Origin of the sequence: Sphingobacterium sp. R2, from assembly GCF_040760075.1 — a bacterium.
Classification (GTDB): Bacteria; Bacteroidota; Bacteroidia; order Sphingobacteriales; family Sphingobacteriaceae; genus Sphingobacterium.
This window is the reverse complement of the sequence record NZ_CP142884.1, coordinates 4749153-4774363: the sequence shown is the minus strand read 5'-3', so window position 1 is coordinate 4774363 and position 25211 is coordinate 4749153. Positions and strand designations below refer to the sequence as shown.

27 protein-coding genes and 3 tRNA genes are annotated in these 25211 nt (G+C 39.2%); 14 read left to right on the top strand and 16 right to left on the bottom strand.

The features are described 5' to 3' along the window. Positions 1 to 40: 40 nt before the first annotated feature. Positions 41 to 436 carry a hypothetical protein gene (locus VXM68_RS20180; protein WP_293954622.1) on the top strand — a complete coding sequence of 132 codons (396 nt, stop codon included), beginning with the start codon at positions 41 to 43 and terminating at the stop codon, positions 434 to 436. Between the two features lie 36 nt (positions 437 to 472). Then, the gene (locus VXM68_RS20175; protein ID WP_367209809.1) at positions 473 to 1693 is read left to right on the top strand and encodes a tetratricopeptide repeat protein; all 1221 of its coding nucleotides are present in this window, start codon (positions 473 to 475) and stop codon (positions 1691 to 1693) included. Between the two features lie 56 nt (positions 1694 to 1749). Here the strand turns inward: VXM68_RS20175 and VXM68_RS20170 are convergent, their stop codons facing one another. Beyond that, positions 1750 to 2589 (bottom strand): prephenate dehydrogenase, encoded by an 840-nt coding sequence (locus VXM68_RS20170; protein ID WP_294182775.1) that lies wholly within the window; start codon positions 2587 to 2589, stop codon positions 1750 to 1752. 128 nt (positions 2590 to 2717) lie between these two features. After that, complete coding sequence (locus VXM68_RS20165) at positions 2718 to 3878, bottom strand: pyridoxal phosphate-dependent aminotransferase (protein ID WP_367209808.1); 1161 nt, start codon at positions 3876 to 3878, stop codon at positions 2718 to 2720. 266 nt (positions 3879 to 4144) lie between these two features. On the opposite strand from VXM68_RS20165, the gene VXM68_RS20160 reads away from it, so the two are divergent. From VXM68_RS20160 to VXM68_RS20145, 4 genes are all read left to right on the top strand, one after another. Further along, the gene (locus tag VXM68_RS20160) at positions 4145 to 5968 is read left to right on the top strand and encodes an ABC transporter ATP-binding protein (protein WP_367209807.1); all 1824 of its coding nucleotides are present in this window, start codon (positions 4145 to 4147) and stop codon (positions 5966 to 5968) included. A 103-nt stretch (positions 5969 to 6071) separates the two neighbouring features. Beyond that, positions 6072 to 7271: an aminofutalosine synthase MqnE gene (gene mqnE, locus VXM68_RS20155; protein ID WP_367209806.1), complete on the top strand. Its 1200-nt coding sequence runs from the start codon at positions 6072 to 6074 to the stop codon at positions 7269 to 7271. A 13-nt stretch (positions 7272 to 7284) separates the two neighbouring features. Further along, positions 7285 to 7911, top strand: coding sequence for a histidine phosphatase family protein (locus VXM68_RS20150; protein WP_293954628.1), 627 nt, complete (start codon positions 7285 to 7287; stop codon positions 7909 to 7911). Next, on the top strand, positions 7904 to 8632 hold the full coding sequence (locus VXM68_RS20145; protein WP_294182763.1) for a menaquinone biosynthetic enzyme MqnA/MqnD family protein: 729 nt from the start codon (positions 7904 to 7906) through the stop codon (positions 8630 to 8632). Before VXM68_RS20150 ends, VXM68_RS20145 begins: the two co-directional genes overlap by 8 nt. Positions 8633 to 8993: 361 nt before the next feature. Here the strand turns inward: VXM68_RS20145 and VXM68_RS20140 are convergent, their stop codons facing one another. From VXM68_RS20140 to VXM68_RS20085, 12 genes are all read right to left on the bottom strand, one after another. Continuing rightward, the gene (locus VXM68_RS20140) at positions 8994 to 10298 is read right to left on the bottom strand and encodes a DEAD/DEAH box helicase (protein ID WP_293954632.1); all 1305 of its coding nucleotides are present in this window, start codon (positions 10296 to 10298) and stop codon (positions 8994 to 8996) included. Between the two features lie 179 nt (positions 10299 to 10477). Further along, positions 10478 to 11524 (bottom strand): aspartate--ammonia ligase, encoded by a 1047-nt coding sequence (asnA, locus tag VXM68_RS20135; protein WP_367209805.1) that lies wholly within the window; start codon positions 11522 to 11524, stop codon positions 10478 to 10480. Positions 11525 to 11780: 256 nt separating this feature from the next. After that, positions 11781 to 12107, bottom strand: coding sequence for an iron-sulfur cluster assembly accessory protein (locus VXM68_RS20130; RefSeq protein ID WP_293954636.1), 327 nt, complete (start codon positions 12105 to 12107; stop codon positions 11781 to 11783). Positions 12108 to 12188: 81 nt separating this feature from the next. Beyond that, a complete protein-coding gene (locus tag VXM68_RS20125; protein WP_367209804.1) occupies positions 12189 to 13367 on the bottom strand; it encodes a cysteine desulfurase family protein in 1179 nt (392 codons plus the stop codon). A 26-nt stretch (positions 13368 to 13393) separates the two neighbouring features. Beyond that, the gene (locus VXM68_RS20120; RefSeq protein ID WP_293954640.1) at positions 13394 to 13819 is read right to left on the bottom strand and encodes a DUF983 domain-containing protein; all 426 of its coding nucleotides are present in this window, start codon (positions 13817 to 13819) and stop codon (positions 13394 to 13396) included. Positions 13820 to 13821: 2 nt separating this feature from the next. Then, on the bottom strand, positions 13822 to 14688 hold the full coding sequence (locus VXM68_RS20115; protein ID WP_293954641.1) for a helix-turn-helix transcriptional regulator: 867 nt from the start codon (positions 14686 to 14688) through the stop codon (positions 13822 to 13824). 293 nt (positions 14689 to 14981) lie between these two features. Next, positions 14982 to 15140, bottom strand: coding sequence for a hypothetical protein (locus VXM68_RS20110; protein ID WP_293954643.1), 159 nt, complete (start codon positions 15138 to 15140; stop codon positions 14982 to 14984). Between the two features lie 12 nt (positions 15141 to 15152). Beyond that, a complete protein-coding gene (locus tag VXM68_RS20105) occupies positions 15153 to 16127 on the bottom strand; it encodes a 2-hydroxyacid dehydrogenase (protein WP_367209803.1) in 975 nt (324 codons plus the stop codon). A gap of 106 nt (positions 16128 to 16233) precedes the next feature. After that, on the bottom strand, positions 16234 to 17664 hold the full coding sequence (locus VXM68_RS20100; RefSeq protein WP_367209802.1) for a serine hydrolase domain-containing protein: 1431 nt from the start codon (positions 17662 to 17664) through the stop codon (positions 16234 to 16236). Between the two features lie 31 nt (positions 17665 to 17695). Continuing rightward, a complete protein-coding gene (locus VXM68_RS20095; protein WP_367209801.1) occupies positions 17696 to 18436 on the bottom strand; it encodes a LytR/AlgR family response regulator transcription factor in 741 nt (246 codons plus the stop codon). Continuing rightward, entirely contained in the window at positions 18429 to 19475 is a 1047-nt protein-coding gene (locus VXM68_RS20090; RefSeq protein ID WP_367209800.1) for a sensor histidine kinase, read from the bottom strand. The genes VXM68_RS20095 and VXM68_RS20090 overlap by 8 nt, the downstream gene beginning before the upstream one ends. Positions 19476 to 19478: 3 nt before the next feature. Beyond that, positions 19479 to 20366: a LiaF domain-containing protein gene (locus VXM68_RS20085; protein WP_367209799.1), complete on the bottom strand. Its 888-nt coding sequence runs from the start codon at positions 20364 to 20366 to the stop codon at positions 19479 to 19481. A 266-nt stretch (positions 20367 to 20632) separates the two neighbouring features. On the opposite strand from VXM68_RS20085, the gene VXM68_RS20080 reads away from it, so the two are divergent. Next, on the top strand, positions 20633 to 20968 hold the full coding sequence (locus VXM68_RS20080) for a DUF3276 family protein (protein WP_293954654.1): 336 nt from the start codon (positions 20633 to 20635) through the stop codon (positions 20966 to 20968). Positions 20969 to 21056: 88 nt separating this feature from the next. Here the strand turns inward: VXM68_RS20080 and VXM68_RS20075 are convergent, their stop codons facing one another. Then, positions 21057 to 21899 (bottom strand): alpha/beta hydrolase, encoded by an 843-nt coding sequence (locus VXM68_RS20075; RefSeq protein ID WP_293954656.1) that lies wholly within the window; start codon positions 21897 to 21899, stop codon positions 21057 to 21059. A 186-nt stretch (positions 21900 to 22085) separates the two neighbouring features. Here VXM68_RS20075 and VXM68_RS20070 point away from each other — a divergent pair. The 6 genes from VXM68_RS20070 (at position 22086) to VXM68_RS20045 (ending at position 24712) form a co-directional block, all read left to right on the top strand. Next, positions 22086 to 22159, top strand: a tRNA-Arg gene (locus VXM68_RS20070). A 27-nt stretch (positions 22160 to 22186) separates the two neighbouring features. Continuing rightward, positions 22187 to 22260, top strand: a tRNA-Arg gene (locus VXM68_RS20065). A gap of 169 nt (positions 22261 to 22429) precedes the next feature. Further along, positions 22430 to 22503: transfer RNA gene (locus tag VXM68_RS20060), tRNA-Arg, on the top strand. A 74-nt stretch (positions 22504 to 22577) separates the two neighbouring features. Further along, a complete protein-coding gene (locus tag VXM68_RS20055; RefSeq protein ID WP_293954658.1) occupies positions 22578 to 23147 on the top strand; it encodes an adenylate kinase in 570 nt (189 codons plus the stop codon). Positions 23148 to 23183: 36 nt separating this feature from the next. Then, on the top strand, positions 23184 to 24182 hold the full coding sequence (gene obgE, locus VXM68_RS20050; RefSeq protein ID WP_209574762.1) for a GTPase ObgE: 999 nt from the start codon (positions 23184 to 23186) through the stop codon (positions 24180 to 24182). A gap of 176 nt (positions 24183 to 24358) precedes the next feature. Continuing rightward, positions 24359 to 24712, top strand: a complete 354-nt coding sequence (locus VXM68_RS20045) for a TM2 domain-containing protein (protein ID WP_293954660.1) — start codon at positions 24359 to 24361, stop codon at positions 24710 to 24712. Positions 24713 to 24735: 23 nt separating this feature from the next. Here the strand turns inward: VXM68_RS20045 and VXM68_RS20040 are convergent, their stop codons facing one another. Beyond that, the gene (locus VXM68_RS20040; RefSeq protein ID WP_293954662.1) at positions 24736 to 24882 is read right to left on the bottom strand and encodes a hypothetical protein; all 147 of its coding nucleotides are present in this window, start codon (positions 24880 to 24882) and stop codon (positions 24736 to 24738) included. Between VXM68_RS20040 and VXM68_RS20035 the strand changes: the two genes are divergently transcribed. Further along, positions 24832 to 25017, top strand: a complete 186-nt coding sequence (locus VXM68_RS20035; RefSeq protein WP_366770006.1) for a DUF2752 domain-containing protein — start codon at positions 24832 to 24834, stop codon at positions 25015 to 25017. The two genes, VXM68_RS20040 and VXM68_RS20035, sit on opposite strands and share 51 nt — an antisense overlap. Positions 25018 to 25211: the final 194 nt, after the last annotated feature.

Genomic DNA, 25211 nt, shown 5'->3' with positions numbered 1-25211 from the left:
TAAAAACTTAATAATTTTAGGTGATCTAATTGTCAACCTGATGTTGCATAAATTAATTTGTCTGGAAAGTTTACAGATCGGTACTGTCTATTTTTCTGCTTTTGTCGTTAATCTGGATGGTGGAAATACTGGCTTTGCTCTATTTATTAACCAGGAAAATGATCCAATCTTTATTTTTCGAAAAGAGAAGCACAATGAGGTTTCCTTCCACGTGAATGAGGAGCAATTCTTCTGGATTGTTAAGAACAGCCAGTTTACACCACTCGAGCGTCAGAACTTTTTTGCTGAATTTGTCGAATTTTTGCGTTTGATGGAAGAAAAGGTGTCGAATTATGTTTTCAAGAAGGAAAAATTAATCCGTTTTACCAATTCAAGAGATATTATCCGTTATAAATATTTGTACTTAACAGGCGAGGTAAACGATAAGCTTAAGTAAATATAGCTGTTGATCGATTGTTAAATTTCGTTTGTAATGAAATTTAACTTAGTTTTGAGTATGAAGCATATGTTTTCGAATTTAGCTGTTATTCTTCAAAACAATACTTTTGTAGAATCAGATTTTACACTGCCAGTACCCATCCTTCTTGCTAAGTTCTCTTTTTTGCCCATTGCGTCATTTTTTCCTCAATCTTGTCCGTCTTTTCCGTCTGATTGGCTTGCTGAATTGGGAGATCATGCTCTTCGATGCCTCTTGCAAGGGTTTAATATAGGTATCCTTGAGAATGGTAATCCTGTAGCATTGTTTGAGGAGGCTATTGATTTAACTCATCATGCGCTCGCCTATAGTTATTTGGGACTTTATTATGTTAAGATAGGCAATTATGATAAAGCCGTTGCAACGTTCACAAATGCTATCGAGCACTTTCCAGAAGAACCATTCTTCTATGCCAGCCGTTGTTTAATCTATAGGCAGATCGAGGAAGATGAGGGGGCGTTTTATGATTATCAGATTGCGAAGAGACTAGATTTTAATTACCATAGTGTATTGGAATGGCAGGAAAATCAGGCTGAATTGACTTATTTCGAAGCTGAAAATTTGGTTATTCAGGAGCTGGAATCAAAATCTCAACAGCTAAGTAAGGACGAAATAAATGGGCTGGGTCTTGAATATGTTCATTCCTATAGCTATCTAAAGGCCATCAATCTTTATTCGTGTGCAATTGTTGAAGCTGGCGGTAGCGATAGCAGTCTTTTTGTTTTCAGGGGGAGTTTATACCTGAAATTGACCTGTTTTGAATTGGCATTGTCTGATTTTAATCAGGCCATCGCTCTTGATAAGAACCGATCTGCTGCTTATATATTTCGCGCAAAAGTTTTTGAATCTTACCGCAATTACCAAACAGCTTTGGAAGACTATGCTCAGGCAGAAGAAATAGATGGTCATTCGTCGATTGTGTATGAAGAAAGAGCCTCTTTATTCGAGCGGTTGGGTAATTTTAAGGAAGCATTACTGGATTTTGACCGTCTTGTTAGTCTCAATCCGGAAGATTTTTATGTATATTCATTGCGAGCCGATCTGAATGAAAAGCTCGAGAATTTTGAGGGAGCCCTGGCAGATTATTCCAAAGCGATCGATCTGAATCCATATTATTCTGATTTGTATTCTTATCGTGCCGCAATTCGCGAAAAATTGGGTGATGCTGTCGGAGCGAGAGCCGACTTGGATAAGTTCAATGAATTGGAAGATGAATAAACAAGGCCGACCTGAGTAGGGCCTTGTTTACGCGTACTGTTTCTAGTGATAAACCCTTATTTAATAATCCTTTTTATCTTATTGGAACGGGTAATGAGTTTGTGTAATTTGTCATAATCCTCTGTAGCAATAGCGTCATGCAGGGATTGAAGCTGCTTGATATGCTCTTCGAGCACTTCGAGTACGTTTTCTCGATTCTGCTTGAAAATCGGTGTCCACATATCGGGCGAACTTTTGGCCAGACGAACCGTAGATTCAAATCCGGAGCCCGCCAGTTCAAAGATACGTCCCTGAGATTTTTCTTTTTCCAATACTGTTAAGGCAAGTGCAAAAGAAGTGAGATGGGAGATGTGGGATACATAAGCGGTATGTACATCGTGTTCATCGGCATTCATAAAACAGCTGCGCATCTCCAATTGGTCGGTGATGGCATCGGCGATCTCAAACGCATCCTCATCGGTTTTAAATGCTTCGACATATACCATCATTTTGCCTTTGAACAAGCCGGCTACAGCTGCTTCTGGTCCTGAATATTCTGTTCCGGCCATGGGATGGGCTGCTACATAACGCCCCCTGTTAGGATGATTCTTAATTTTATTGAGAATGTTTATTTTCGTTGATCCCATATCAATGACGACCTGATCGGTGACCAGATCCAAAATTTGAGGAACAACATCTAAAATGGCATCAACAGGGATTGTGAGCACCAATACTTTACACCGCTTAATCGCATCTTCTAAGCTTGCTGTTTCGTCAATGAAGCCGATATGCATTGCTTTATCTAAGTTCTTCTGACTTTTATCTACACCGATGATTTTGTCGCAGAATTTTGTTTCTTTTAGGCGAATGGCAGCCGAGCCGCCGATCAAGCCTACGCCTACAATGGCAATGTTCATATGTAAACAATTATATTAAGCGTATTTTTGTTCAAGGGTTATACAGGAACACCTACACCGTGGTTGTTTGTTGATAAATTATACTAATTAAATTTCTATGCTTTTAGGCCTCCCAGACATTATAAGGGTTAGAAATTATCTTGAATGCGCTGTATTGATTCTTTGAGTACCGCTACTGTAGCGCAGAGACTGATGCGGATATATTCATCGCCTTTATCTCCGAAAATTCCGCCAGGTGTGATGAACACCCTTGATTTCTCCAAAACAGCGTCGCTTAGCGCATACCCATCTTTATATTTTTCAGGTATACGGGCCCAGACAAAGAGGCCTACCTGGTCTTTTTGATAGGAGCAGTCAAGCAAATCCATAATTTCATAAACCTGTTGCCGTCTTTCGGCGTAAATTTTGTTTAGATCGGTATACCAGGATGCATCAAGTTGTAAGGCTTTTGCAGCCGCCAGCTGAACAGGTAAAAACATACCTGAGTCCATGTTGCTTTTGAAACGCAGCACTTGATTTATATGTTCTTCGGCACCGACGAGCACACCAATGCGCCATCCGGCCATATTGGAAGATTTGCTCAGGGAATTTAATTCAATGGCCACGTCTTTCGAACCCGGTATGCTCATAATGCTTCTTGGCGTATCTGTAAGAATAAAGCTGTATGGATTGTCGTGGCAAATCAGTATGTTGTGCGTTTTGGCAAATTGAATCAGCTCCTGATAAAATACATCAGGCGCAGAGGCCCCAGTTGGCATATGGGGATAGTTTATCCACATCAATTTAACTTTTGACAAATCCTGTTTTCTGAGTTCATCCAAATCAATAAGCCAATTCTTCTCTTCCGTTAGGTTATAGGTAATCGCTTCAGCACCACTCAGCCGTACGGCTGCAGCGTAAGCAGGGTATCCAGGATTGGGGATAAGCGCTTGGTCTCCTTCTTGAAGATAAGTCATGCAGATGTGCACAATTCCCTCTTTTGATCCAATTAAGGGGAGTATTTCTGAATTTGTATTAAAAGTTGCCTGATAATAACGTTGATACCAATCCGCAACGGCTTGTCGTAGGTCAGGAGCACCTTTATAATTTTGATAGCCATGCGCATTTGGGAGTTGGGCATTCGTACTTAATGTCTCGATTACCTCCGGATGCGGTGGCAAATCTGGACTTCCGATTCCTAGGTTGATTACACGCGCACCCTGTTTATTTAGCTCGTCTATTTCTCTTAATTTTTTGGAGAAATAATATTCCTCGGTGTGCTGCAATCTTTTGGCAACGTCTATTCGCATTTTATTTTACTAAATATGGTGTTTTAATAAGGCTAAATTAGGAAATTATCCATTAAAATGAGATTTTTTTATCGATTTTTCAAAGCGTACAGGTTAATTGCTTTGTTTTTTCGATGCAACAATTTTATAGTCCCTTAACACGATGGCTGCTTTTGTTGATTAATTTGTTATTTTTGTTCAATTTCCTCCATAAAAATCTGAAAGGAAGAGGAGAGATCGACGAGTTACTATTTTTTTGAAGAGTAGTTTGTCTAAGTTGAAATTAAATGAAAACATATTTTAGGCTCTTATCGTTTGCTAAACCCATTGAGAAATTTGCAATCCCATATGTAATTTTCACGCTGATCACGGTTATTTTTAGTACATTAAATTTAGCATTGCTTGCTCCATTACTCCATACACTATTTAACGCTGGTAATGCGACCGTCGAAGCGGTAAAACCCGAGACTTATACCGACATTCTCGCGTGGTTTAATTACTATGCAAGTGTTGCCAATAACCAGCTTGGAGCCTATGGCGCGTTAAAATACGTGTGTATTGTGATTGTAATTTCAGTTTTTATCAGCAATCTGTTTCGTTATTTCTGCCAACGTATCATGGAGAATTTTCGCATTCATACTTTACTCAAATTGCGCAGAGCGGTTTTTGATAACGTGATGAATCTGCATGTTGGCTATTTTACGGGACAGCGTAAAGGAGATATTGTATCGAAGGTTGCTTCCGATGTACAAGTTGTGCAGTATTCTGTTACAGGAACTTTACAAGTTGTTTTTAAAGAGCCTTTGCAGCTAATAGCGTATATTGTCATGCTGTTTAACATTTCAGCACAATTAACATTCTTTTCGCTCTTGGTTATTCCCATCTCTGGTTTTTTTATCGCAAGGATTGTTAAAAATCTCAAAACTCAGGCCCATGCTGCTCAGGAATCTTATGGAAACATGATATCCTATTTGGATGAAGCGTTGTCTGGCATCAAAATAATTAAAGCTTTTAATGGAGTATCATTTATTAAGGACAGGTTTCATAATGAAAACGAACACTATGCGAATATTGGCCGTACTATGGCTAAGCGGCAACAGTTAAGTTCGCCAGTTTCTGAATTGCTTGGCGTTATTATGGTGGCAATTATTCTTCTGTATGGTGGTCATTTGGTCCTTTCGGGCGACAGAAGTCTGACCGCACCGGAGTTTATTGCCTACATCGCTATTTTTTCACAGGTCATGCGTCCTGCAAAAGCTTTAACGGATTCTTTTAGTGGTATCCACAATGGTCTTGCCGCGGGTGAACGGGTTTTGGAACTTATTGATGAAAAGACTGAAGTGAAGGATTCCGAGGGTGCCAAACTTGTTAAAAGCTTTGAGAAAAGTATCGTATTTAACCAGGTGAGCTTCTCGTATAACCGAGACAAAGAAATCTTACAGCATATTGATTTAACGATAGAAAAAGGGAAAATCGTTGCATTGGTAGGTCCCTCAGGAGGAGGTAAATCGACTTTAGTCGATTTAATTCCGAGATTTATGGACGTTACGGGTGGGCAGATTCTCTTTGATGGTACAGATTTGAGGGCGCTAAACCAGGATTCTTTACGGGATATGATCGGTGTAGTGAATCAGGAATCTATTTTGTTTAATGATACGATCTTTAACAATATTGCTTTTGCCAATGTTTCTGCAAGTCCGGAGGAAGTAGAAGCTGCTGCACGGATTGCGAATGCACATGAATTTATTTTAAAAACGGAGCATGGTTACCAGACCAATATTGGTGATAGGGGTGGCAAATTATCAGGTGGTCAACGTCAGCGCATATGTATTGCGCGAGCCGTCTTAAAAAATCCGCCAATTATGCTACTCGATGAAGCAACTTCGGCTTTGGATACTGAATCTGAGAAATTGGTACAGGACTCTCTTTATAAATTAATGGATAATAGAACAACAGTTGTCATTGCGCATCGCTTAAGTACCATTCAGAATGCAGACAAAATTGTTGTTATTGAAGCGGGGAAGATTGTAGAGATCGGTAGTCATAGTGAGCTGATACAGCGTGAAGGATTGTATCGGAAATTAATCGAAATGCAACAATTTACAGACTAGGACACTTTTTAAGCGCTTTGTCAAATTAGTTGTTGGCACATTTTTTTATTATAACTTTTGTAGCCTTTTCGGTACATTTGATTTAAGATAGGAGATAGATTTAATGAACGCAATGGATAAATTGAATTTCTTGATTAACGACAAAAACTTAGCGGTTGAATTGAGAAATATAGCGGAGAAAGTTTTGCGGGAGCAGCGTATCACGTTTGATGAAGGGGTTCTTTTGTATGAAAAAGGTGAGTTGGGGTATCTTGGTGTACTTGCGAATTATATCCGTGAGAAGCGGCATGGTGACCGTACTTTTTTTAATCGTAATTTTCACATCGAGCCGACCAATGTCTGTGTCTATGACTGTAAGTTCTGTTCATATTCGAGGCTCATAAAAGAGCGCGCAGAAGGCTGGGAGATGGAGGTTGACGGTATGATGGATATTGTCAAAAAATATGACAATGAGCCTGTGACGGAAGTTCATATCACAGGAGGTGTAGTTCCTAAACAAAACCTCGAGTTTTACGCCGATTTTTTCCGTAGATGTAAGGAGCACCGTCCTGAACTGCATATCAAAGGACTTACACCTGTTGAATATTACTATATTTTTAAGAAGGCAAAACTGAGCCATTACGATGGCCTCAAGTATTTGCAATCTTGTGGGTTGGATTCTATGCCGGGAGGAGGTGCAGAGATTTTTCATCCAGAAGTGAGAGTACAGATCGCGCATGATAAATGTACGGCTGAACAATGGTTAGATATTCACGAGCAGGCACACAAGCTAGGTATGCACACCAACGCAACCATGCTTTATGGTCATATCGAACAGTTTTGGCACCGCGTTGATCACATGGATCGCTTAAGACAATTGCAGGATAAGACGGGGGGCTTTCAGACATTTATTCCCTTGAAATTTAGAAATAAAGGGAACCAAATGTCCCATATTCCAGAAGCATCTGTGATAGAGGACTTGAGAAATTATGCCGTTGCTCGGATATACATGGATAATTTTGATCACATCAAGGCCTACTGGGCAATGATTTCAAGAGATACAGCGCAGCTATCCTTGGCCTTTGGCGTAGATGATATCGATGGAACACTGGACGATACAACAAAGATATACAGCATGGCAGGAGCGGAGGAGCAAAAGCCGGGAATGACCACCCAAGAAGTTGTTGAACTCATAAAAAATGTTGGACGTCATCCTATTGAAAGAGATACACTGTATAACGTGGTTACAGATTATAAAGATGTTGTGTTTGATCACGGTAACCAAAAGAAAAGTTATTACGCATTACCTGTTGTTAATTCATAACTAGACTCATACTTTGAAAAAGACATTTTATTTTATACGGCACGGACAGACTGATCTAAATTTAAAAGGCATTGTACAGGGGAGAGGGGTTAATTCGCCGCTGAACACTATGGGGGTAGCGCAAGCTCAGGCTTTCTTTGATCGTTACAGTAACGTGCCTTTTGATAAAATATATACCTCTACCTTATTGCGCACGCATCAAACTGTACAGGGATTTCTTGATTTGAACGTACCTTGGGAACAACTCGTTGGATTGGATGAAATAAGCTGGGGAGTTTATGAGGGAAAAGAGCAAACACCGGAGTTGTTAGCTGGTTTTGAAAAATTAGTCGCAGCATGGCGCAACGGAGAATTGGATGTCAGTATTGAAAACGGAGAGTCTCCCAATGAGCTGATGGCTCGTCAACGGGTCGCTTTGGATCATATGCTTGCTCAGACAGACGAAGAGAATATTCTCGTATGTATGCACGGACGTGCATTAAGGATCATGCTTTGCCTCATGACGGGCGTAGAGGCCCGTTATATGGATGATTTTCCGCACACCAATACTGCTTTATATAAATTGCAGTATGATAATGGTCAATTTGAGATTGTAGACCATTACAATATTGCACACTTAGAAGCATTGATAGATGAATAAAATTAGAGTTTCTGCCGTATCGTATACAAATACGTATCCATTTCTGAACGGTATACGTCAATCAAAAATAATGGAGCAGATTGACTTGAGTGTCGATTATCCAAGCGCATGTGCACAGAAAGTAATTGATAACGAAGCTGATATCGGTATTATCCCGACAGCTGCTTTATTAAGTCTTCCTGAATATTATATTAATACAGATTTTTGTATAGGTACAGAAGGTGCCGTGGATTCCGTATTTATTTTTGCTAATAGACCTATTGAAGAGGTGGAAACCTTACGTTTGGATAAGCAATCGCGTACATCAAATGGATTAGCCCGTATATTGATTAAGAATTATTGGAAGAAAGAAGTAGAATTGGTCACGGACGAATCTGTCGAGGCAGATGCTTATGTGTTAATCGGAGATCGCACCTTCGGCAAAAAGGACACAGTTCCATACCTCTACGATCTGGGAAAAGAGTGGTTTAATTTTACAGGATTGCCCTTCGCTTTCGCTTTATGGGTAAGCAATAAAGAGCTTCCAGTATCTTTTGTGGAACAATTTAATGAGGCTTTATCGTATGGTGTGGAACATGCAACCGACGTTATTGCCGGTCTACCCGAGTTTAAAGGCTTCGATTACTCAAAATATTTAACACAGCATCTCGATTTCCATTTAACAGATAAAAAGCGGGAGGCTGTCCAATTGTATCTTCGTTATTTAAAAGCATTGGATTAATCGTGGGGTCTTCTACCTAAGCGGATTAATGTTTTAAAATTACTACCTTAAATATTTTCGGATTCGATCGCCAGATGAGCTATTTACATTGATATATACTGCTTATCTGGCGATTTTATATGTCGTCTAAACTCGACCTTCATTATTCTCATCATCGAACTTTTCTATCATCAGATTTACATGAATAAGTAAGTCAGATTACCGTATTATTTATCCTTATATTGCCTTTGCTAACGGCTGATTTTAACCATATGTCACTCAATTCGTCATTCGAAATAGTATAACACAAATTCCTGGAAAAAGAAATGCAAGCCCAAAATTTGATTCATACTTGGATTTCTAATAGACTATGTGTGCGTCATTAGGTGCGTCCAATTTTCACTTTACGCCCCTTAATTTTTTGACCATTGGCTTTATTAATAATAATAGAAGCAAATTTTCTTCTAACAGCGACGTAGGCCGATTTGTCTTTTACTTCTATAATACCAATGTCATCCTTCTCAATCCCTTCTAAATTGAGCAAAAATCCGACAATATCAATTTTGTTGATCTTATCCTTTCGCCCGGCACTAATATAAAGTGTTGCAAATGGTGAGTTTTGAGGGAGGTCATAGAATTCCGGAAATTCTTCCTCAGGTATTTCTATTGGAATGTAAGGGTATATTTCTTCTGGTTTGAGGATTACATAGACATCACCTTGCGCTTGCATACGGGCTGTACGTCCATTGCGGTGAATAAAGTCGTCTTCTTTGTGCGGCAACTGGTAATGTATAATGGCATCAACTTCTGGAATATCTAATCCCCTTGCAGCAAGGTCTGTTGTGATCAGTACATGATTAGAATGGTTTCGGAATTTGAGAAGTGCCAGCTCGCGATCCTGCTGTTCAAGTCCGCCATGAAAGGTATCGTGGATAATATTGCGATTGTCCAGAAGTTCACTAATGTGATCTACTGCATCGCGGTGATTGCAGAAGATAATCATTTTTTTTGTGCCAATCTTGCAGATGAGCTTAAGTAGTGCCTCTAATTTCTTCTGAACGGGAGCAACTACTTTTTTAATCGTAATCTGCGGGTTATGTTTCGCGTTATGAAGAAAGTCAACAAGAATAGGCTGCTTTATTTGTGTGAATGGTGGGAGCGTATCCATCATCGTTGCGGAAGTTAATATTCTTGACTTAATCGTAGGGATATGTTGAATAATAAAATCCATTTGATGCTGGAATCCGAGTTCCAATGATTTATCAAACTCGTCAAGCACAAGAGTGTGGATGTTGGAGGGATCAAAATTTTGCTCTTCAATATGCTGTTTTATACGTCCTGGTGTTCCAATGATAATTCCAGGTGCATCCTTGAAGGCATTTTTTTCGATCCGTGTACTATGTCCACCATATGCGCAGGTGATTTTGTGGCCTGTCGCTACCTTGCGCAGCACTTGTTCAATCTGTAAAGCAAGTTCACGGGTAGGCACTACTATTAATACTTGAACTTTTCGGACCTCCATCTTCAATTGTTGCAAAACGAGTAATGAAAAGGCTAAAGTTTTGCCAGACCCTGTGGGCGAAAGTAATAGGAAATCCTGGTCCTTCTGATACGATTCCAGCACCCTTTCTTGCATTTCATTCAACGATGAAATATGTAATTTGTCTAAAATAGCTTTTAACTGCATTCAACAAAAATACGAAATACTAGCAGTCTGCAGAGAAGATATAGGATGAATATCCAGGCCCAAGCTAATCGATACAATAAACACCAGGTTACGGATCTACAAAAGATAATTACCGGGTGCTTATTTGTAGGATAAGTGGAATGTGGATAGTGACACGTCGATTCTTAATAGGTATCGTTTTATAAGATATCAATACCTTCTCTTCTTAAAGACTCTTTTTTGCCCTCTTCCCATATACTGACTTGGACTTCGCCTATATGCTGTTTCTTTAGCATAAACATACAGACGCGGGATTGTCCGATACCTCCGCCCATGGATTCAGGCAATTCATCATTAAGCAGCATGCTGTGAAAAGTCAGTTTTGATTTTTCTGTGCAGTTCCTGATTTCCATTTGATGTGCTAGAGCCATTTTATCAACGCGAATTCCCATAGATGAGAGTTCAAAAGCTGAATTTAAAATTGGGTTCCATACAAGAATATCTCCGTTCAGTCCTTTGTGACCGGCTTCATTAGCTGTACTCCAGTCGTCGTAATCCGCTGCGCGGCCATCGTGAGCTACGCCATTGCTGAGGGCACCTCCAATTCCGTGTAAGAATACGGCACCGTGTTCTTTTGTAATGGCATTTTCACGTTCTTTTGCGGTTAGGTTGGGATATTTTTGCAGCAAGTCTTCAGATGAAATAAAAGTAATGGTTTCTGGAAGAATAGCTTTTATATGTGGATACTTGTTTTCAACCTCTAATTCGGTAAACCGCAAAGCTTCATAAATTTTTAGTACTGTTTCCTTTAACGAAGCCAAATTGCGTTGATTTTTATCGATTACCTTTTCCCAGTCCCATTGGTCTACATAGATGGAGTGAATAGGCGTGTAATCTTCATCAGGACGCAGTGCTTTCATATCTGTAACGATGCCTTCGCCAGATAACATCTCGAGCTCTTTTAAACGTACTCTTTTCCATTTTGCAAGGGAATGTACGACGACAGCTCTTTTTTCATTCAATGATTTTATTGGAAATGATACCGGACGCTCTATTCCATTCAGGTCATCGTTTAACCCGGTCCCGTCCAAAACCACCAGTGGTGAAGAGATTGGAATTAAATTTAAGGCTTTTTTTAATTGTTGAACAAATGTATCTTTAACGAAGCTGATAGCAACTTCGGTATGTATAAGTTTTCTTCCCTCCATATGTGTTAAATGAAATACCATGCGCGGATTGGTACGCATAGTTTTTATTTTTTTATTCAGTTATTTCCTACAAAAGTATGAAAATATCATTGGTTAATGTGTTTAATTGTCTTTTTTAATATTTATCTATTAAAAACTTGAAAAAATAAAAAAAATCTAACAAAAAGGAGATAGCTTAATATTTAATTACAAAACTAATAATCTTTTGAATAGCCAAAAAGTGTTGGGTTGCTTACCAAAAGAGCCTTGAAGTAAATTCAAGGCTCTTTTGTATAGACTGCATTAGCGGTATAAGTTATACGGAGAAGCTTTCGCCGCAAGCGCAAGTGCGACTTGCATTGGGATTGTGAAATTCAAATCCCTTTCCATCCAGACCGTCTGAATAATCCAGCTCTGTACCAGCTAAATATAAAAATGATTTAATATCTAAACAGACTCTCACTCCTTTATCTTCAAAAAATTGATCACCTTTTTTTTCTTCATTGTCGAAGTTAAGCTTATAGCTTAAACCCGAGCACCCCCCACTTTCTACAGCAACGCGCACAAAGTAATTGCTGTCATATTGCTCATCCTTCATGATTTCCTCGATACGAGTTTTTGCCTTGTCAGTAACTGTAATCATAGTATTATCCTTTGTATAAAGCAAAGATACGTACAATCTTGCTATATTTCTGCTGTATTAAAGTTTTTAGAATGTCATAAATTATTTGATCAGCCTATCTTTGTACATTTGCCATATAGGTGACTGATCACGTATTTTTTTGACGGCTTCCTTGATCATTTCCGCGCAATGGAAAATCTCCTCTTCCGTGGTCAATAGGCTTAAGCTAAATCGAATAGCAGATAATGCATTTTCTTTAGACTGTCCCATCGCCATTAACACATGGGAAGGCTCTCTGGATCCAGTCACGCAAGCGGAACCAGAGGAAAGTGCCAGTTTTGGGCAGGCATTCATTATTTCGCCGGCTAGGATATGTCGGAAACTGATGTAACTTGTATTTGGTAGACGCGGTACATTTCCTCCATGAATGATGATTTCGGGAATATCGCTTAACAACTTTTCTAAAAGGTCACGGTTCCTTCCTACTGTGCTATATAATGCGGGATGAATGATTGAGATTGCCTTTCCAAGTCCTACGATTGCAGGGACGTTGTATGTACCGCCTCTAAATTCATTTTCCTGGCCTCCACCTGTGATGAGCGGGCTAATTTGAATGGGTTTAGATTTTCTCCGAATGTAGAGTGCGCCGACTCCTTTTGGTCCATAAACTTTGTGGGCACTTAAGCAGAGTACATCAATATTCAGCTGCTGTAAATCAATATTGACTTTTCCAATGGCCTGTGTTGCATCACAAAAAAATAAAACATTTTTTTCGGTGCAGATTTTGGCAATATCTGTTATCGGAGCCAATATACCTGTTTCGTTGTTGGCCGCCATAATACAGACCAATATTGTTTGCTCGGTTATCGCATTTCTCAGATCATCCAGGGCAATCATCCCCTGGATGTCGACTGGGAGATAGGTAACATGTGCTCCTTTTTTAGCCAATTGCTCACAGCAACTTAATACGGCTTTATGTTCCGTTGCGACGGTGATAATGTGCTTTCCTTTCGATTGATATTTTTCGAATATACCTTTAATGACGGTATTGATACTCTCCGTCGCGCCAGAATTGAAGAATATTTCTTTCGGAGCACAGTTAAGCGCAGCTGCAATATCGCTGCGGGCTTGCTGTACCGCAGAATTGGCTTCACGGCCCATTTGGTGATAGACACTTGATGCATTTGCATAGTTTTGGATGAAGTAGGGTGTCATTTCATTCCATACTTCGTCCAAAATACGCGTGGTGGCATTATTGTCTAAATATATTATATCCTTCATTCGGTTAAAGATATCAATAATGAAAGTTAAGCTGAAGCCTTAACGTCAACTTCCTTTTTTTTGACATTCGGGTCATACCTTAAGCCCGGGGTTAACCAATACATCAGTATGATACGGGAATAGCGGTAGTTAAACGGAGACATTAACACAACGCTCATGATAGCAACTGTGGCATACAGTATAAATGAAGAATCGTTGCCGGTCAAAATATAAGTTGCCATACAAGCGGTAACCATTTCAGCGATTGCGAAAGCATAGGTTACGTACATTGCACCATAGAAATAGCCTGGTTCACGCTCATAGCGCAGACCGCAGTATTCACAATGGCTGTTCATTTTTTGCACTTTCAGACCGTAGGCAGGTCCTTGATACACATGGCCTATTCTGCATCTTGGACATTTTGCTTGCCATGCAGCTTTAAATTCAGATAATTCGTATTTAACTTTTTCCATAGTTATAATTGTTTTCTGAACTCTTCAGGTGTGAGCCCAGCGGATTTTTTAAAAAATTTAGTGAAATAAGAGTTGTCCTTGAATTGCAGTTCATCTGCAATTTCGGTAATATTTAAATTTCGATTGACCAGAAGTCGTTTCGCTTCAAGAACGATACGGTTCCGTATTATTTCTCCAGCAGATTGTCCAATATAGGATTTACAGATAGCATTGAGATGATTTGGTGTGATAAATAACTGATCTGCATAAATACTGGGCAGTTTTGTGGTTTTAAACTGTTGCTCTACTAATTGCTGAAAGCTATTGAATATTTTATGATTGTAAGGGTTGCCTTTTTCGAGGTGCTCCTTTTCTGTACCAATGGATATATATAATATAAACTGCAACAAAAGTGTACGGATGTAGTCTTCCGATAGTTGCTCCGTTTTCGCAAATATGATTTGATCCAAAATTGCTGTTGCTTGATTTCGATATTGTTCTGTCAAAATAAATATTAGATGTTCAATTTTTCCTTGTAAAAAACTAAAGCGTTCGAGGTAATCTGTACGTAGGAGAAAGGATTGAAAATAATCGATAGAGAAATTGACAACATAGCCGGCTTCATCTCCCACAAAATTCCAGGTATGGACCTGGCCAGGAACCATAAAGTAGATCTGATAAGGCTCAATCTTATACTGATTGAAATCGATGATATGTTCGCCCGAACCTTGAGTGAAGAGAACAAAATGAAAAAAATTATGTTTGTGTGGAAACACCATATCTTGATGTTTGATGATATACGCTTTAAGATCATCAATATGAAGTGTTGTGTTGTTGTTAAGATCAATACTACAACTATCAAGGATAGGTATGGCGTTTTTTGTAATCATATCACAAAATTAAGTTAAATATTCTTTTTTAAGTGGTGCTTATTTGTTGTTTTATGGTGTTTTTCAACGATCGTGTTGTTTTGGTTGGTAAGTGATGATGTCGTAGTTCAACGCCTGTTTGAATGCGCAAGTTGTTTTTGTTTCGCTAAATTTTTCAAAAAATGTTCCAACCATCAGAAGAAACATAATTTGCTCGGAAGAAAAAGTAATTGGAAAAGGATTTGGCAATAGCCTTTATCACGAAATTGTGGAATACTGTTTCCAACCCAAGTGGAACAAGGGAGTTTAAAAGTCTAATCCTGTTCGTCTCCCAGTGCGTGGATAAGAACAAAGTACCTGTAGGCAATAATCGCCTGCTGGTACTTTTTTAATTTTAGCGGATCCATCTGACTGTATCGAGGTAAGATGGCCTTATTTACGCTGTTCAACAGCTGATAAAATCTTCTTTTCATTGGTGCAATTATTTATTGATAAACTTCTCCATTGATGATTTGTGGCATTTTTTCACCTCTGATTGCTGCCAATAAATTGTTAGCAGCCATTAAAGCCATATTATCCCTGGTTTCTACGGTGGCCGACCCGATGTGAGGAAGAATGCATACATTGTCCATTCCTAAGAGCGGGTTATCTGGTGTCATCGGTTCAGGGTCTGTCACGTCAAGTCCTGCGCCCCATAATTCGCCAGCCTTCAGTGCCGCTCTCAGATCGAATTCATTGACCAATCCACCTCTTGCTGTATTGACCAATATAGCGGAGTTTTTCATGCGCGCAAATGCATTTTTGTCAAAACTGCTCTTAGTTTCCGCTGTCAAGGCAGCATGTATGGAAAGTACGTCGCTACGCGTTAGCAATTCATCGAAATGTACATATTTAGCACCCAAAACCCGTTCTGCTTCTTCATTTCTACTTCGATTATAGTAGATAATTTCCATGTTATACGCTGCTCTGGCTTTTCGGGCTAGTTCAAAGCCAATACGTCCCAGTCCAAAGATGCCCAGTGTTTTATTGTTGAGTTCGATGCCTAGGTTTTCAGTAGGATCGAACCCTTCCCATTTACCCTGCAATATTCTTTTATGGTTGAAAAATGCTTTTCTTGATACCGCTAGCATTAAAAGAAAAGCGACGTCTGCTGTTGCCCCAGAGAGTATACCCGGGGTGTTACTTACAGGGATTCCGTGCTGTGTGGCGGCTGAAATATCCACATTATCATAGCCGACGCTCATGAGTGATAGGGCTTTCAGGTTGGGGCAGTTTTCGAAAAAATGGGCATCAAACTTTTGCATCCCACCGTTAAGAACATAGTTGCATTGTTGGCTGGCTTCGATGAGCTCATTTTCGGACAGTGGGCTGGCGGATTCGTGAATTGTAATCTCGTGGCCTGCGGATTGTAATAGATCTATGCCTTTTTGTGGAATTTTTTTTGTGATGAATATCTTCATATATATAAATGCTTTTTTATTATCATTAAAACTTATTGACACTATGACAACAAAAAAAGCCATATTGTTGTTTCAATATGGCTTTTTATTCGTGATGTTTTAATCTTTAATTCTGATGGAGGAGATAATTTAAAATAGCTTTACCTTGATCATCGGTAGAGAAAGCTGAATTTGACAGCATGACCACTCCACTTTTTTTATCTGGTGATAAGGCGAGATAGGAACTACTTCCGCCCGTTCCGCCGTTGTGCCAGAAGACTGTAAGGTTGTCAATCAAACTCATATGCCATGCCAAGCCGAGGTCTGTATCGGGTGGTAAAAAAAATGTAAATAATCTGGTATTTGCCATAGCATTTTCCAATGGATTCTGCGGCATCTTGAATTGCGCGTTGGCAAATTTAAGTAGATCTTCGAGGGTGGATTTTAGCCCACCAGCTGGGGCAAATACATTAAACGACCAAGGTAATGCTTCTTGGCCTTCTTTGTTATATACTTTAAAAGTATCTTTTCTCTTAGATTCTAATACTTGAAAAGTATTGTTCATTTCAAGTGGTTTACAGATAATGTCCTTTACAAGCTGATCGTAACTTTTTTTATAAAGACCGCAAATAATATCTCCAAGAACAGCATAACCAAGATTGCTGTACTCATATTCTTCACCCGGATTTTTCGTGTTTTTAAAGCCTGAAAGGTAGTTGTAAAGTGCTTTTTTGTCATATGTTTTGTAAGGATCTTTCTCGTTATAACCGTCTACTTTGCCGAAATTATCCGGAAGCCTAGGTAGGCCGGAGGTATGATTAGCCAACATTTGAAACGTTATTTTCGAAAGCTCTTCATTTTTTTTGAGTGAGTCGGGAAGGAATAGGCTTATAGGCTGATCTAAGGTAACTGTTCCTTCTTCGACAAGATTTGACAAAAGGATAGCGGTAAAAACTTTACTTAACGAACCAATTTCATAAATGGAAGTTTTTGTAGGTGGACTCTGGTTTCCTTTGGCCGCCTCGCCATAAAAATAAGTTTTGGTTTGTCCATTCTTAATAATACCAATGGAAAGGGATTGTGTATTTTGTTGTTTGAGGTAAGCGTGCGCAACAGAATCAATAAATAGGTCGTCGTTATCTACCGATTTTTGTGTAGCTGGCACCATAATCGTTTTTTCGACTTGTGGTGTTGTCGTTGAAGGAGTAAACTTTAACGTATGAAATTTTAGGGTAGGATCCGTTGCGAAGATGACATCGTAAGATTTGCTGTCGAAGTCCATCTGATAAGTTGCGATTCCTTTTTCAAATTCTTTTCGTGTTGAGCTTTTTACTCTTCCTAATGGGTATAAATTTTCGAGTACCTGCGTGAATCGGGCAAGGCTAAATTGTTTTTTAAATGAATCGCTGGCCAAATTGTAGGCTGAGTCGGTCATCTGGGAATTGATAAAAAACTCCAGCTTATTATATACTCCTCTGTTGATTTGTTCTTCGGAACCTGGTTGGGCAAAAGAGTACGATGAGATGCCCAGCAATATTAGTGTAATAAAATGTTTCATAACTATTGATGGGCACAAATCTACGGAATGTTTAAATTCCAATCAATTGTTTTAATCGCGCATAGCCTGATTTACTGATGTTAAGCTTTTCCCCTGACACTAATGCTGCAATGTAAGAATCCTTTTCATAAGGTTCTAGTTTGGCCAATTGGTCGACTTTAATGATAAAAGAACGGTGGATACGGACAAATTGATTTGAATCCAACGCTTTTTCGAAAAATGCCATCGTTTTATTTTTTAGGTACATACCGTCTTTGGTATGAATTTTAACATAGTCATCGTAAGATTCTAGATATTTGACTGTATCAATAGGAATAATCTTGATCTGTGTACCTGTTTTGACAACAATACGGTCAATTTTTGTTTCGTCTTGGGCTGTAAGCACCTCATAGTTGGGCTGTGCTTTTTTTTCTGGAGCCGAGAAGTTTGTCCTAAATTTTTCTATTGCTTTTTTAAAACGCGTAGGTGATACCGGTTTTAATAGGTAATCTAATGCATTTTTTTCAAAAGCCTTTAAAGCATATTCATCAAAAGCAGTTGTAAAAATAACAGCTGGCGGACTGTCAATGAGTTCAAGCATTTCAAAACCCGTTAATTTGGGCATCTGAACATCCAGAAAAATTAAGTCAGGTTCATGAGTATGAATAGCCTTAACGCCTTCAAAACCATCTCCACATTCGGCAACGACAGTTACATCGGTCTCGTTTTTTAAGTAACCGGCAATAATCGAGCGTGCCAATGGTTCATCATCGATAATAACGACTTTAATCATATTGAGGTATTTTTAGGGTACTGATAAATATATTGTCTAGTATTTGCGTTTCCAGCAGGTCATTTCTTCCATAGAGAAGATACAATCGACGTTGAATGCTTGAGAGTCCAAATCCAGTGCCTTTTTTTGGTTTAGATTGTTCTTCAGTGTCGAAAGGATTGGTGATTTGGATCCATAATTGACCTTCGTTTGACTGGCATTTTATTTTTATTTCGACCTGATCCCTCACGTTGTAGAGACCGTGCTTAATCGCATTCTCTACAAGGGGTTGGATGATCATTGCGGGTAGTCTGTTGTTAAAAATTTCTTCTGACGAGGATATGGATGTATTTAGTCTATGTCCAAAACGTACTTTCTCGATATCGAGATAAAGCTGTAGATGGTCTAGTTCTTCTTCGAGTGTGATGATTTGGTTATTTTCCTTCCTTAGCGTCCCTCTCAGAAAATCCGAGAGCTGGAATGTCATATTGCGGGCTTCGTCGGGATTTGCACCAATAAGAGCTATAATGGAATTGAGGCTATTAAATAGAAAGTGTGGTTGCAATTGTTGCCTGAGATTGTATAATTCGGCTTCCCGAAGCAGATTTTCGGACTCTTGTTTTCGTTTGATATTATTGATATTGTCTTCTTGAATATTCCAAACGATATTGATAATGGCAACCGATGTTAATATGAGAAAATTAACAATGCCGCGATACGGTAAAGTTAAATCAAGGAGAGGGGTGAAGTTAGATTGAATAAAATAACTCATTAAGGATCGGCTTAATCCGATGCTTATTCCGCCCATGATTAAGCCGATAATAAGTACTTTCCATATTTCCCTTGGTTGTGGGGTATAGAAGTTTAGTGCAGATGACATGCCATAACAACAGAACATCATGACTACACTATTGATAAAAGAATCTTTGAATGCGAGTTGTTGGTCAAAGCCAGAACGAAGCATCAATAAGTATTGTAACGCGAGATATCCGACAAATACGGATATACATATAATGCCAATTAAACGACTTTTAATACTGAGAAACAGCTTGTTTTTCATTCATTAAGCATTTTTTATGGTTAAATTACCTAGAATACAAGTACCTGTAATATAGATTTTTTTATTCGTGTCGGGGTTATAGATCGTTTGGAAGCGGCGGTCATCGACAGATCCTAAGATGGAAGCAACGTTACTGAACACCGTCCAATGCGGGGGGATTATAATGCGTGCGCTACCAAACAATTGAAACGTATCGATCACAATCGGCTGTTGGATGTCAGCTTTTGTTAAATCCAGTTCTATACTTCCAAATACATTGGTCAAATTACCTCCTCTAAAATTTTTAGAATAAATAACTTTCTTTTGCCTTTGCCCTGAAAAGATCGTGTTCAGATTGAGGTTATCCTCAAATGACTGTTGGAAATGATCTTTTCCATTGTCGCCAAAAGCCTGCTGATTAGGCGAGGCTTGTCGGTTTGGATCATATTGTTCATTAAATGGTCTTGATTCCTGGTCATTGAGGTTGTCGTCTGTCATCCCTTCGGTAGGCACGGTTACTCGCTTGTCCCAGTCATAAGATCCTTGTGGCGGATTGGGATACGTGGGAGGAACCATCGGAGGTTTTCTTTTGCTCATAATAAAGTAAATCCCTAGAGAAATGATAATGATAGGAACGGTTACCGATCCAAAGTCTGTACGCATCATTCTCGAGATGAGGCTTGCTCCACCGATGATCAATAGAATAATCGCCGATTTTTTCTGAAATTGGGAATTTATGCCGATGACTAATCCAATAATAATTAATATCGTTTGCCAACCAAATAACCAATCTGGGAACCAACCTCCTAGATTTAGGTTATTCAGTAATAAGAATATACCTACGATAATTACGATCGCTCCTACAATATTGCGGCTATTATTGCTGTTTGGTATGATGGGTTCTTTTTCCATAATGTTTTTACTATTTATGACTCAAAGATAGCGTCACAAATATATTCTACATATTTGCTTTAGGTAATACAACTTATATTTTCGGTAAATGTAATGATTTCGTCGGTAAAAAATCTGGATGTTTGATTTTTCATCCTATTATAAAAAGGAGTTGACTGCCACTTTTACGCGTTGTTGTGTTTTTTTTTAATATTATTTGGTGGATTAAAATGAATTATTATATATTTAACAAAGATTAAGATTACTTTAAACTTAAATAACAACCAATGGGAGATTTTGAAAACAAAGAACGTGAAGAAGTTTTTTCAAAAAAGGTGAGAGCAGGTAAGCGTACTTATTTTTTTGATGTAAAAGCAACTCGATCGAACGATTACTACATTACTATCACAGAAAGCAAGAAGCGCTTTGAGGATGGCCAGTTTATTAAGCATAAGATTTTCTTGTACAAAGAGGATTTTGAAAAGTTCGCAGAAGGTTTGACGGATGTGGTGAACTACATCAAATCTAACCAGGAGGTAATCGAGAAGCGTTATGAGCCTAACTTTGACGATGCATACGCTGAAGAAGCGGGAGCGCGTTCCAAAGACGAGTTTTCGTTCTAGCATTTTAGCACGAAATTCTAAAAAAAAAGAAATAAAAGCCACTGATGTGGCTTTTTCATTGTTTGACGAGTATTCCCTGTATGCCGGCCTAGGATGAGACTAGCGGAATGCTTCGCAGAAAATCATTTAATACCGTATTGAATTTTTCGGGTTCCTCGAGATTGGGCAAGTGACCAGATTCTTCAAATTCCATATAGCGGACATCGGGTATATTTTCGATGAGTATATTGGTCTGTTCGTCGCTCATCAACTTGTCGTGTTTACCTTTTATAACCAATGTCGGGATAATAATTGTTTTCAGTGAATGGCTTGTGTCTGTCCGGGATGCGAGAGCGAGTTGTGTCGCGCAGATGCTGGCAACTTCATTTCTCCGTATGCAGCTTTTGATCAGTTCAACAGCTTCGGGATTTTCCCGAATTGTTTTCTCGTGAAATACATTGCCTATAAAACCAATGGCAAAAGGCCGTCTGCCATATTTGAGTAAAGCCTGGATCGCATCGAATCTCTTTTGCTTGGCTTTGTTGTCATCAGCAACGGAGTTAGTGTCGCAAAGGATAAGGCCTTTGAGCTGTTGCCCGATCAATTCGTAGGTTCGCAGTGCGATGTAGCCGCCCATGGAAATTCCGCACAGGATGACGTGGTTGAGGTCGAGTTTGCGAATAAATTCTACCAGATCTTTGGCAAAGACATCAATGGAGAAAAAACCATGCCCGTTGGTACTAAGGCCATGTCCTCGAACATCAATTGCTATACCCGTATAGTCTTCATCCAAATTCTGAAGCTGTTGTTTCCAGGTGTTTTTATTAAATGGGAAACCATGGATAAATATAATGGTTTTGGGGGAAGGGGCTAAGATGCTCGGTCTGATGTAATAGGAAATACTAATATCTCCAATGCGTATTTTACTGCGCTTTAATTCTCTTTTGTTCATGAATAATAGCATTTGTCCGTGTCTGAAAAAAAAAGTTTATATTTTAAATATAATATTATCAACGAGATAAAAGAAATGTTGTTGTATAAAGTTGAAAAAAGAGAAAAAATGTTTGTTAAATTGATAAATATCACGATATTTGCATCACCAAAACGGAAATGAATACTGTTTTATTTTGGTTGCCTAGCGCTCCTAGCTCAATTGGATAGAGCATCTGACTACGGATCAGAAGGTTAGGGGTTCGACTCCCTTGGAGCGCACGATACAGATTCTGTATGATAAAAAAGGCATTCCTAGCTCAATTGGATAGAGCGTCTGACTACGGATCAGAAGGTTAGGGGTTCGACTCCCTTGGAGTGCACATAATGAAGCCAATCAATTTGATTGGCTTTTATTTTAGAAGCTGCTTACAAGCAGTCGAAGGGGGGTGATAGACTTCTTTTTGAAAAAAAATTTGTAAAAAAACGAATTCTGACTATATTTGCATCACCAAAACAAATGGGACAGAGTTCTAAACGTATTGGTTTATTGCGCTCCTAGCTCAATTGGATAGAGCATCTGACTACGGATCAGAAGGTTAGGGGTTCGACTCCCTTGGAGCGCACGACTGAAAAGCCTAGTCATCATCTGTGATTAGGCTTTTATTTTTTAACTCGTTTTAATTTCTTAAATAAAACTATGCTAAACCTTGTAATATTTGGCCCTCCGGGTGCAGGTAAGGGAACCCAATCTGCAAAGCTTATTGAAAAATATCAATTGGTGCACGTTTCTACTGGTGATATTTTTAGAGCACATATTAAAGGTCAAACCCCACTTGGTCAGCAAGTGAGCCAGATTATTGCTGAAGGGAATTTAGTGCCAGATTCGATTACAATAGCAATGCTGGAGGAGGAAGTAAAGAAAAATCCGGATGCAAAAGGATTTATTTTTGATGGATTTCCCCGCACTGTTGCGCAGGCTGAGGCTTTGGACGCTTTTTTAGAAGGTATCAACACCTCCATTGCAGTCGTAATCGCACTGGATGTAAATGAGGATGAATTGAAAGATCGTATTGCCAAACGCAGAGAGATTTCTGGACGTGCGGATGATGATGCTGATAAATTGGTGAAGCGTATTGATGAATATTTCACAAAGACAATTCATGTATTGCCTTATTATGAGGCTCAGGGTAAGCTTTCTAAAGTGAACGGTATCGGTGATATCGACACTATCTTTAAGAGCTTAACGGATATCATCGATAATTATTAATTAAGGTAAATACTTTTTAGACTGTAATAAATTATAATGGCGCAAGGTTCGAATTTTGTTGATTATGTGAAAGTGTGTTGTCGTTCTGGACATGGTGGGGCAGGTTCGGCTCATTTGCACCGTGATAAACACACGGCTACAGGCGGGCCTGATGGTGGTGACGGCGGTCGTGGAGGTCATATTATCCTAAAAGGAACGACTAATCTCTGGACGTTACTCCATTTAAAATATCGTAAGCATATTATTGCGTCAAACGGTGAGTCTGGCGGCAGCTCTCTACGTACGGGGGCAACTGGTCGCGATGAGATATTGGAGGTTCCGCTGGGTACTATAGCAAAGGATGCGGAGACTGGCGAGGTGTTATTTGATATTACAGAGGAAGGTGAAACCAGGATACTGGTGCCGGGTGGAAAAGGTGGTCTGGGTAACTGGCATTTTAAGTCGCCTACGCAACAGACACCGCGGTTTTCGCAACCAGGCCTTCCTGGTAAAGAGCAGTGGATGATACTGGAACTGAAAGTTCTTGCTGACGTGGGATTGGTAGGATTCCCAAATGCTGGTAAATCGACGTTGCTTTCGGTCGTATCTGCTGCAAAACCAGAAATCGCAAACTATCCATTTACGACGCTCGTACCTAATTTGGGTATGGTGAGCTATCGGGACAATCGTTCCTTTGTAATGGCTGATATTCCGGGAATTATTGAGGGGGCTTCTGAGGGGAAAGGTTTGGGTTATCGTTTTTTACGACATATTGAGCGCAACTCAGTGTTGTTGTTTATGGTCCCTGCTGATACGGACCGGACTATCCGTGAAGAGTATGCCATTCTTTTAAATGAATTGACCGCTTATAATCCTGAATTGGCCGATAAACCAAAATTGTTGGCTATTACCAAGTCTGATATGCTCGACGAAGAGTTGGAGAAGGAGATGGAACAGGAACTACCGGAAGATATTCCTTATATTTTCATTTCTTCGGTGACTGGTAAGAATATATTGCCATTGAAAGATATGATCTGGAAAGCGATCAACTCTTAGAATTCGAAAACATAAACAGTAAAGGTGCTTTAAGATACGAAGCGCCTTTATTGTTTATAATAATTTGTATAGGCAGTTAAAAAAAGATTTTTTTTTAGATTTTTTTGCTAATTTAACTCCATTATTTTATTCATGATGGGAGGAGGGTTTCTATTCCGTCGCCAAACTAAATCTAAATGAAAACAGAAGACGAAAAGTATTGCGTGCAGTGCGGTAAATTGATTACTATCAAGGCCGAAGTTTGTCCGTATTGCGGTGTAAGACAGCCGATATTTTATGCTAACCAGCCCTTTCAACAACAAAATACTACGTTTCAGGACGATAGATGGTTACCGGCTCTGTTGTTTTGTATTTTTTTGGGACCATTTGGTGCGCATCGGTTTTATTTGGGACAAATTGGTACGGCAGTAATTCAGTTAGTCACTTTGGGCGGCTGTGGTATTTGGTATCTGATCGATTTGATTATGATTATTGTCGGAAAATATAAGGATGCGGACGGCAATTACATTAAAAGTCCGATAAACAATTAATGATTATTTTAGTCCTGAAATACCTAAGACATCATTGGATATACGCGTTGATCATCGGGTATTTCGGGATTGCTATTGGCTTGCACCTTTCCGCAGATATCCACATTCTTATTCCCTGTGTGTGGAAGGCGATAAGTGGATATAACTGTCCGGGATGTGGCCTTACGCATGCTTTTATTGCTTTGTTGCAATTGCGGTGGCAAGAGGCGTGGTTAGAAAATCCATTGATCTACTTGATTGTGCCGGTGTTAATTGCGCTGACTCTGAGAGATTTTATTCGCTTTTGGCGGTTGGAATCAAGGTGAAATAAAAAAATGAAAAATGTTTTCACTTTTAAGCGATAAGTCTTAACTTTGTCTCCCGTGAAAATTAAAGAAAAGACTTTATTGGTAGGTGCCTTAGGAAACGGTTTGTCAATCGTGATGATGCATTGTTAATTGATTTAGCCCATTTGAGGGCTTTTTTTATATCCAATCAAGAAGGCTTTAAAATTCATAAA

What these genes read in the sequence shown, in the direction of transcription:
- VXM68_RS20180 (WP_293954622.1), top strand. Translation starts at nt 41, where the DNA reads ATGTTGCATAAATTAATTTGTCTGGAAAGTTTACAGATCGGTACTGTC.
- VXM68_RS20175 (WP_367209809.1), top strand. Translation starts at nt 473, where the DNA reads ATGAAATTTAACTTAGTTTTGAGTATGAAGCATATGTTTTCGAATTTA.
- VXM68_RS20170 (WP_294182775.1), bottom strand. Translation starts at nt 2,589, where the DNA reads ATGAACATTGCCATTGTAGGCGTAGGCTTGATCGGCGGCTCGGCTGCC.
- VXM68_RS20165 (WP_367209808.1), bottom strand. Translation starts at nt 3,878, where the DNA reads ATGCGAATAGACGTTGCCAAAAGATTGCAGCACACCGAGGAATATTAT.
- VXM68_RS20160 (WP_367209807.1), top strand. Translation starts at nt 4,145, where the DNA reads ATGAAAACATATTTTAGGCTCTTATCGTTTGCTAAACCCATTGAGAAA.
- mqnE (WP_367209806.1), top strand. Translation starts at nt 6,072, where the DNA reads ATGAACGCAATGGATAAATTGAATTTCTTGATTAACGACAAAAACTTA.
- VXM68_RS20145 (WP_294182763.1), top strand. Translation starts at nt 7,904, where the DNA reads ATGAATAAAATTAGAGTTTCTGCCGTATCGTATACAAATACGTATCCA.
- VXM68_RS20140 (WP_293954632.1), bottom strand. Translation starts at nt 10,298, where the DNA reads ATGCAGTTAAAAGCTATTTTAGACAAATTACATATTTCATCGTTGAAT.
- asnA (WP_367209805.1), bottom strand. Translation starts at nt 11,524, where the DNA reads ATGCGTACCAATCCGCGCATGGTATTTCATTTAACACATATGGAGGGA.
- VXM68_RS20130 (WP_293954636.1), bottom strand. Translation starts at nt 12,107, where the DNA reads ATGATTACAGTTACTGACAAGGCAAAAACTCGTATCGAGGAAATCATG.
- VXM68_RS20125 (WP_367209804.1), bottom strand. Translation starts at nt 13,367, where the DNA reads ATGAAGGATATAATATATTTAGACAATAATGCCACCACGCGTATTTTG.
- VXM68_RS20120 (WP_293954640.1), bottom strand. Translation starts at nt 13,819, where the DNA reads ATGGAAAAAGTTAAATACGAATTATCTGAATTTAAAGCTGCATGGCAA.
- VXM68_RS20115 (WP_293954641.1), bottom strand. Translation starts at nt 14,688, where the DNA reads ATGATTACAAAAAACGCCATACCTATCCTTGATAGTTGTAGTATTGAT.
- VXM68_RS20110 (WP_293954643.1), bottom strand. Translation starts at nt 15,140, where the DNA reads ATGAAAAGAAGATTTTATCAGCTGTTGAACAGCGTAAATAAGGCCATC.
- VXM68_RS20105 (WP_367209803.1), bottom strand. Translation starts at nt 16,127, where the DNA reads ATGAAGATATTCATCACAAAAAAAATTCCACAAAAAGGCATAGATCTA.
- VXM68_RS20100 (WP_367209802.1), bottom strand. Translation starts at nt 17,664, where the DNA reads ATGAAACATTTTATTACACTAATATTGCTGGGCATCTCATCGTACTCT.
- VXM68_RS20095 (WP_367209801.1), bottom strand. Translation starts at nt 18,436, where the DNA reads ATGATTAAAGTCGTTATTATCGATGATGAACCATTGGCACGCTCGATT.
- VXM68_RS20090 (WP_367209800.1), bottom strand. Translation starts at nt 19,475, where the DNA reads ATGAAAAACAAGCTGTTTCTCAGTATTAAAAGTCGTTTAATTGGCATT.
- VXM68_RS20085 (WP_367209799.1), bottom strand. Translation starts at nt 20,366, where the DNA reads ATGGAAAAAGAACCCATCATACCAAACAGCAATAATAGCCGCAATATT.
- VXM68_RS20080 (WP_293954654.1), top strand. Translation starts at nt 20,633, where the DNA reads ATGGGAGATTTTGAAAACAAAGAACGTGAAGAAGTTTTTTCAAAAAAG.
- VXM68_RS20075 (WP_293954656.1), bottom strand. Translation starts at nt 21,899, where the DNA reads ATGAACAAAAGAGAATTAAAGCGCAGTAAAATACGCATTGGAGATATT.
- VXM68_RS20055 (WP_293954658.1), top strand. Translation starts at nt 22,578, where the DNA reads ATGCTAAACCTTGTAATATTTGGCCCTCCGGGTGCAGGTAAGGGAACC.
- obgE (WP_209574762.1), top strand. Translation starts at nt 23,184, where the DNA reads ATGGCGCAAGGTTCGAATTTTGTTGATTATGTGAAAGTGTGTTGTCGT.
- VXM68_RS20045 (WP_293954660.1), top strand. Translation starts at nt 24,359, where the DNA reads ATGAAAACAGAAGACGAAAAGTATTGCGTGCAGTGCGGTAAATTGATT.
- VXM68_RS20040 (WP_293954662.1), bottom strand. Translation starts at nt 24,882, where the DNA reads ATGCGTAAGGCCACATCCCGGACAGTTATATCCACTTATCGCCTTCCA.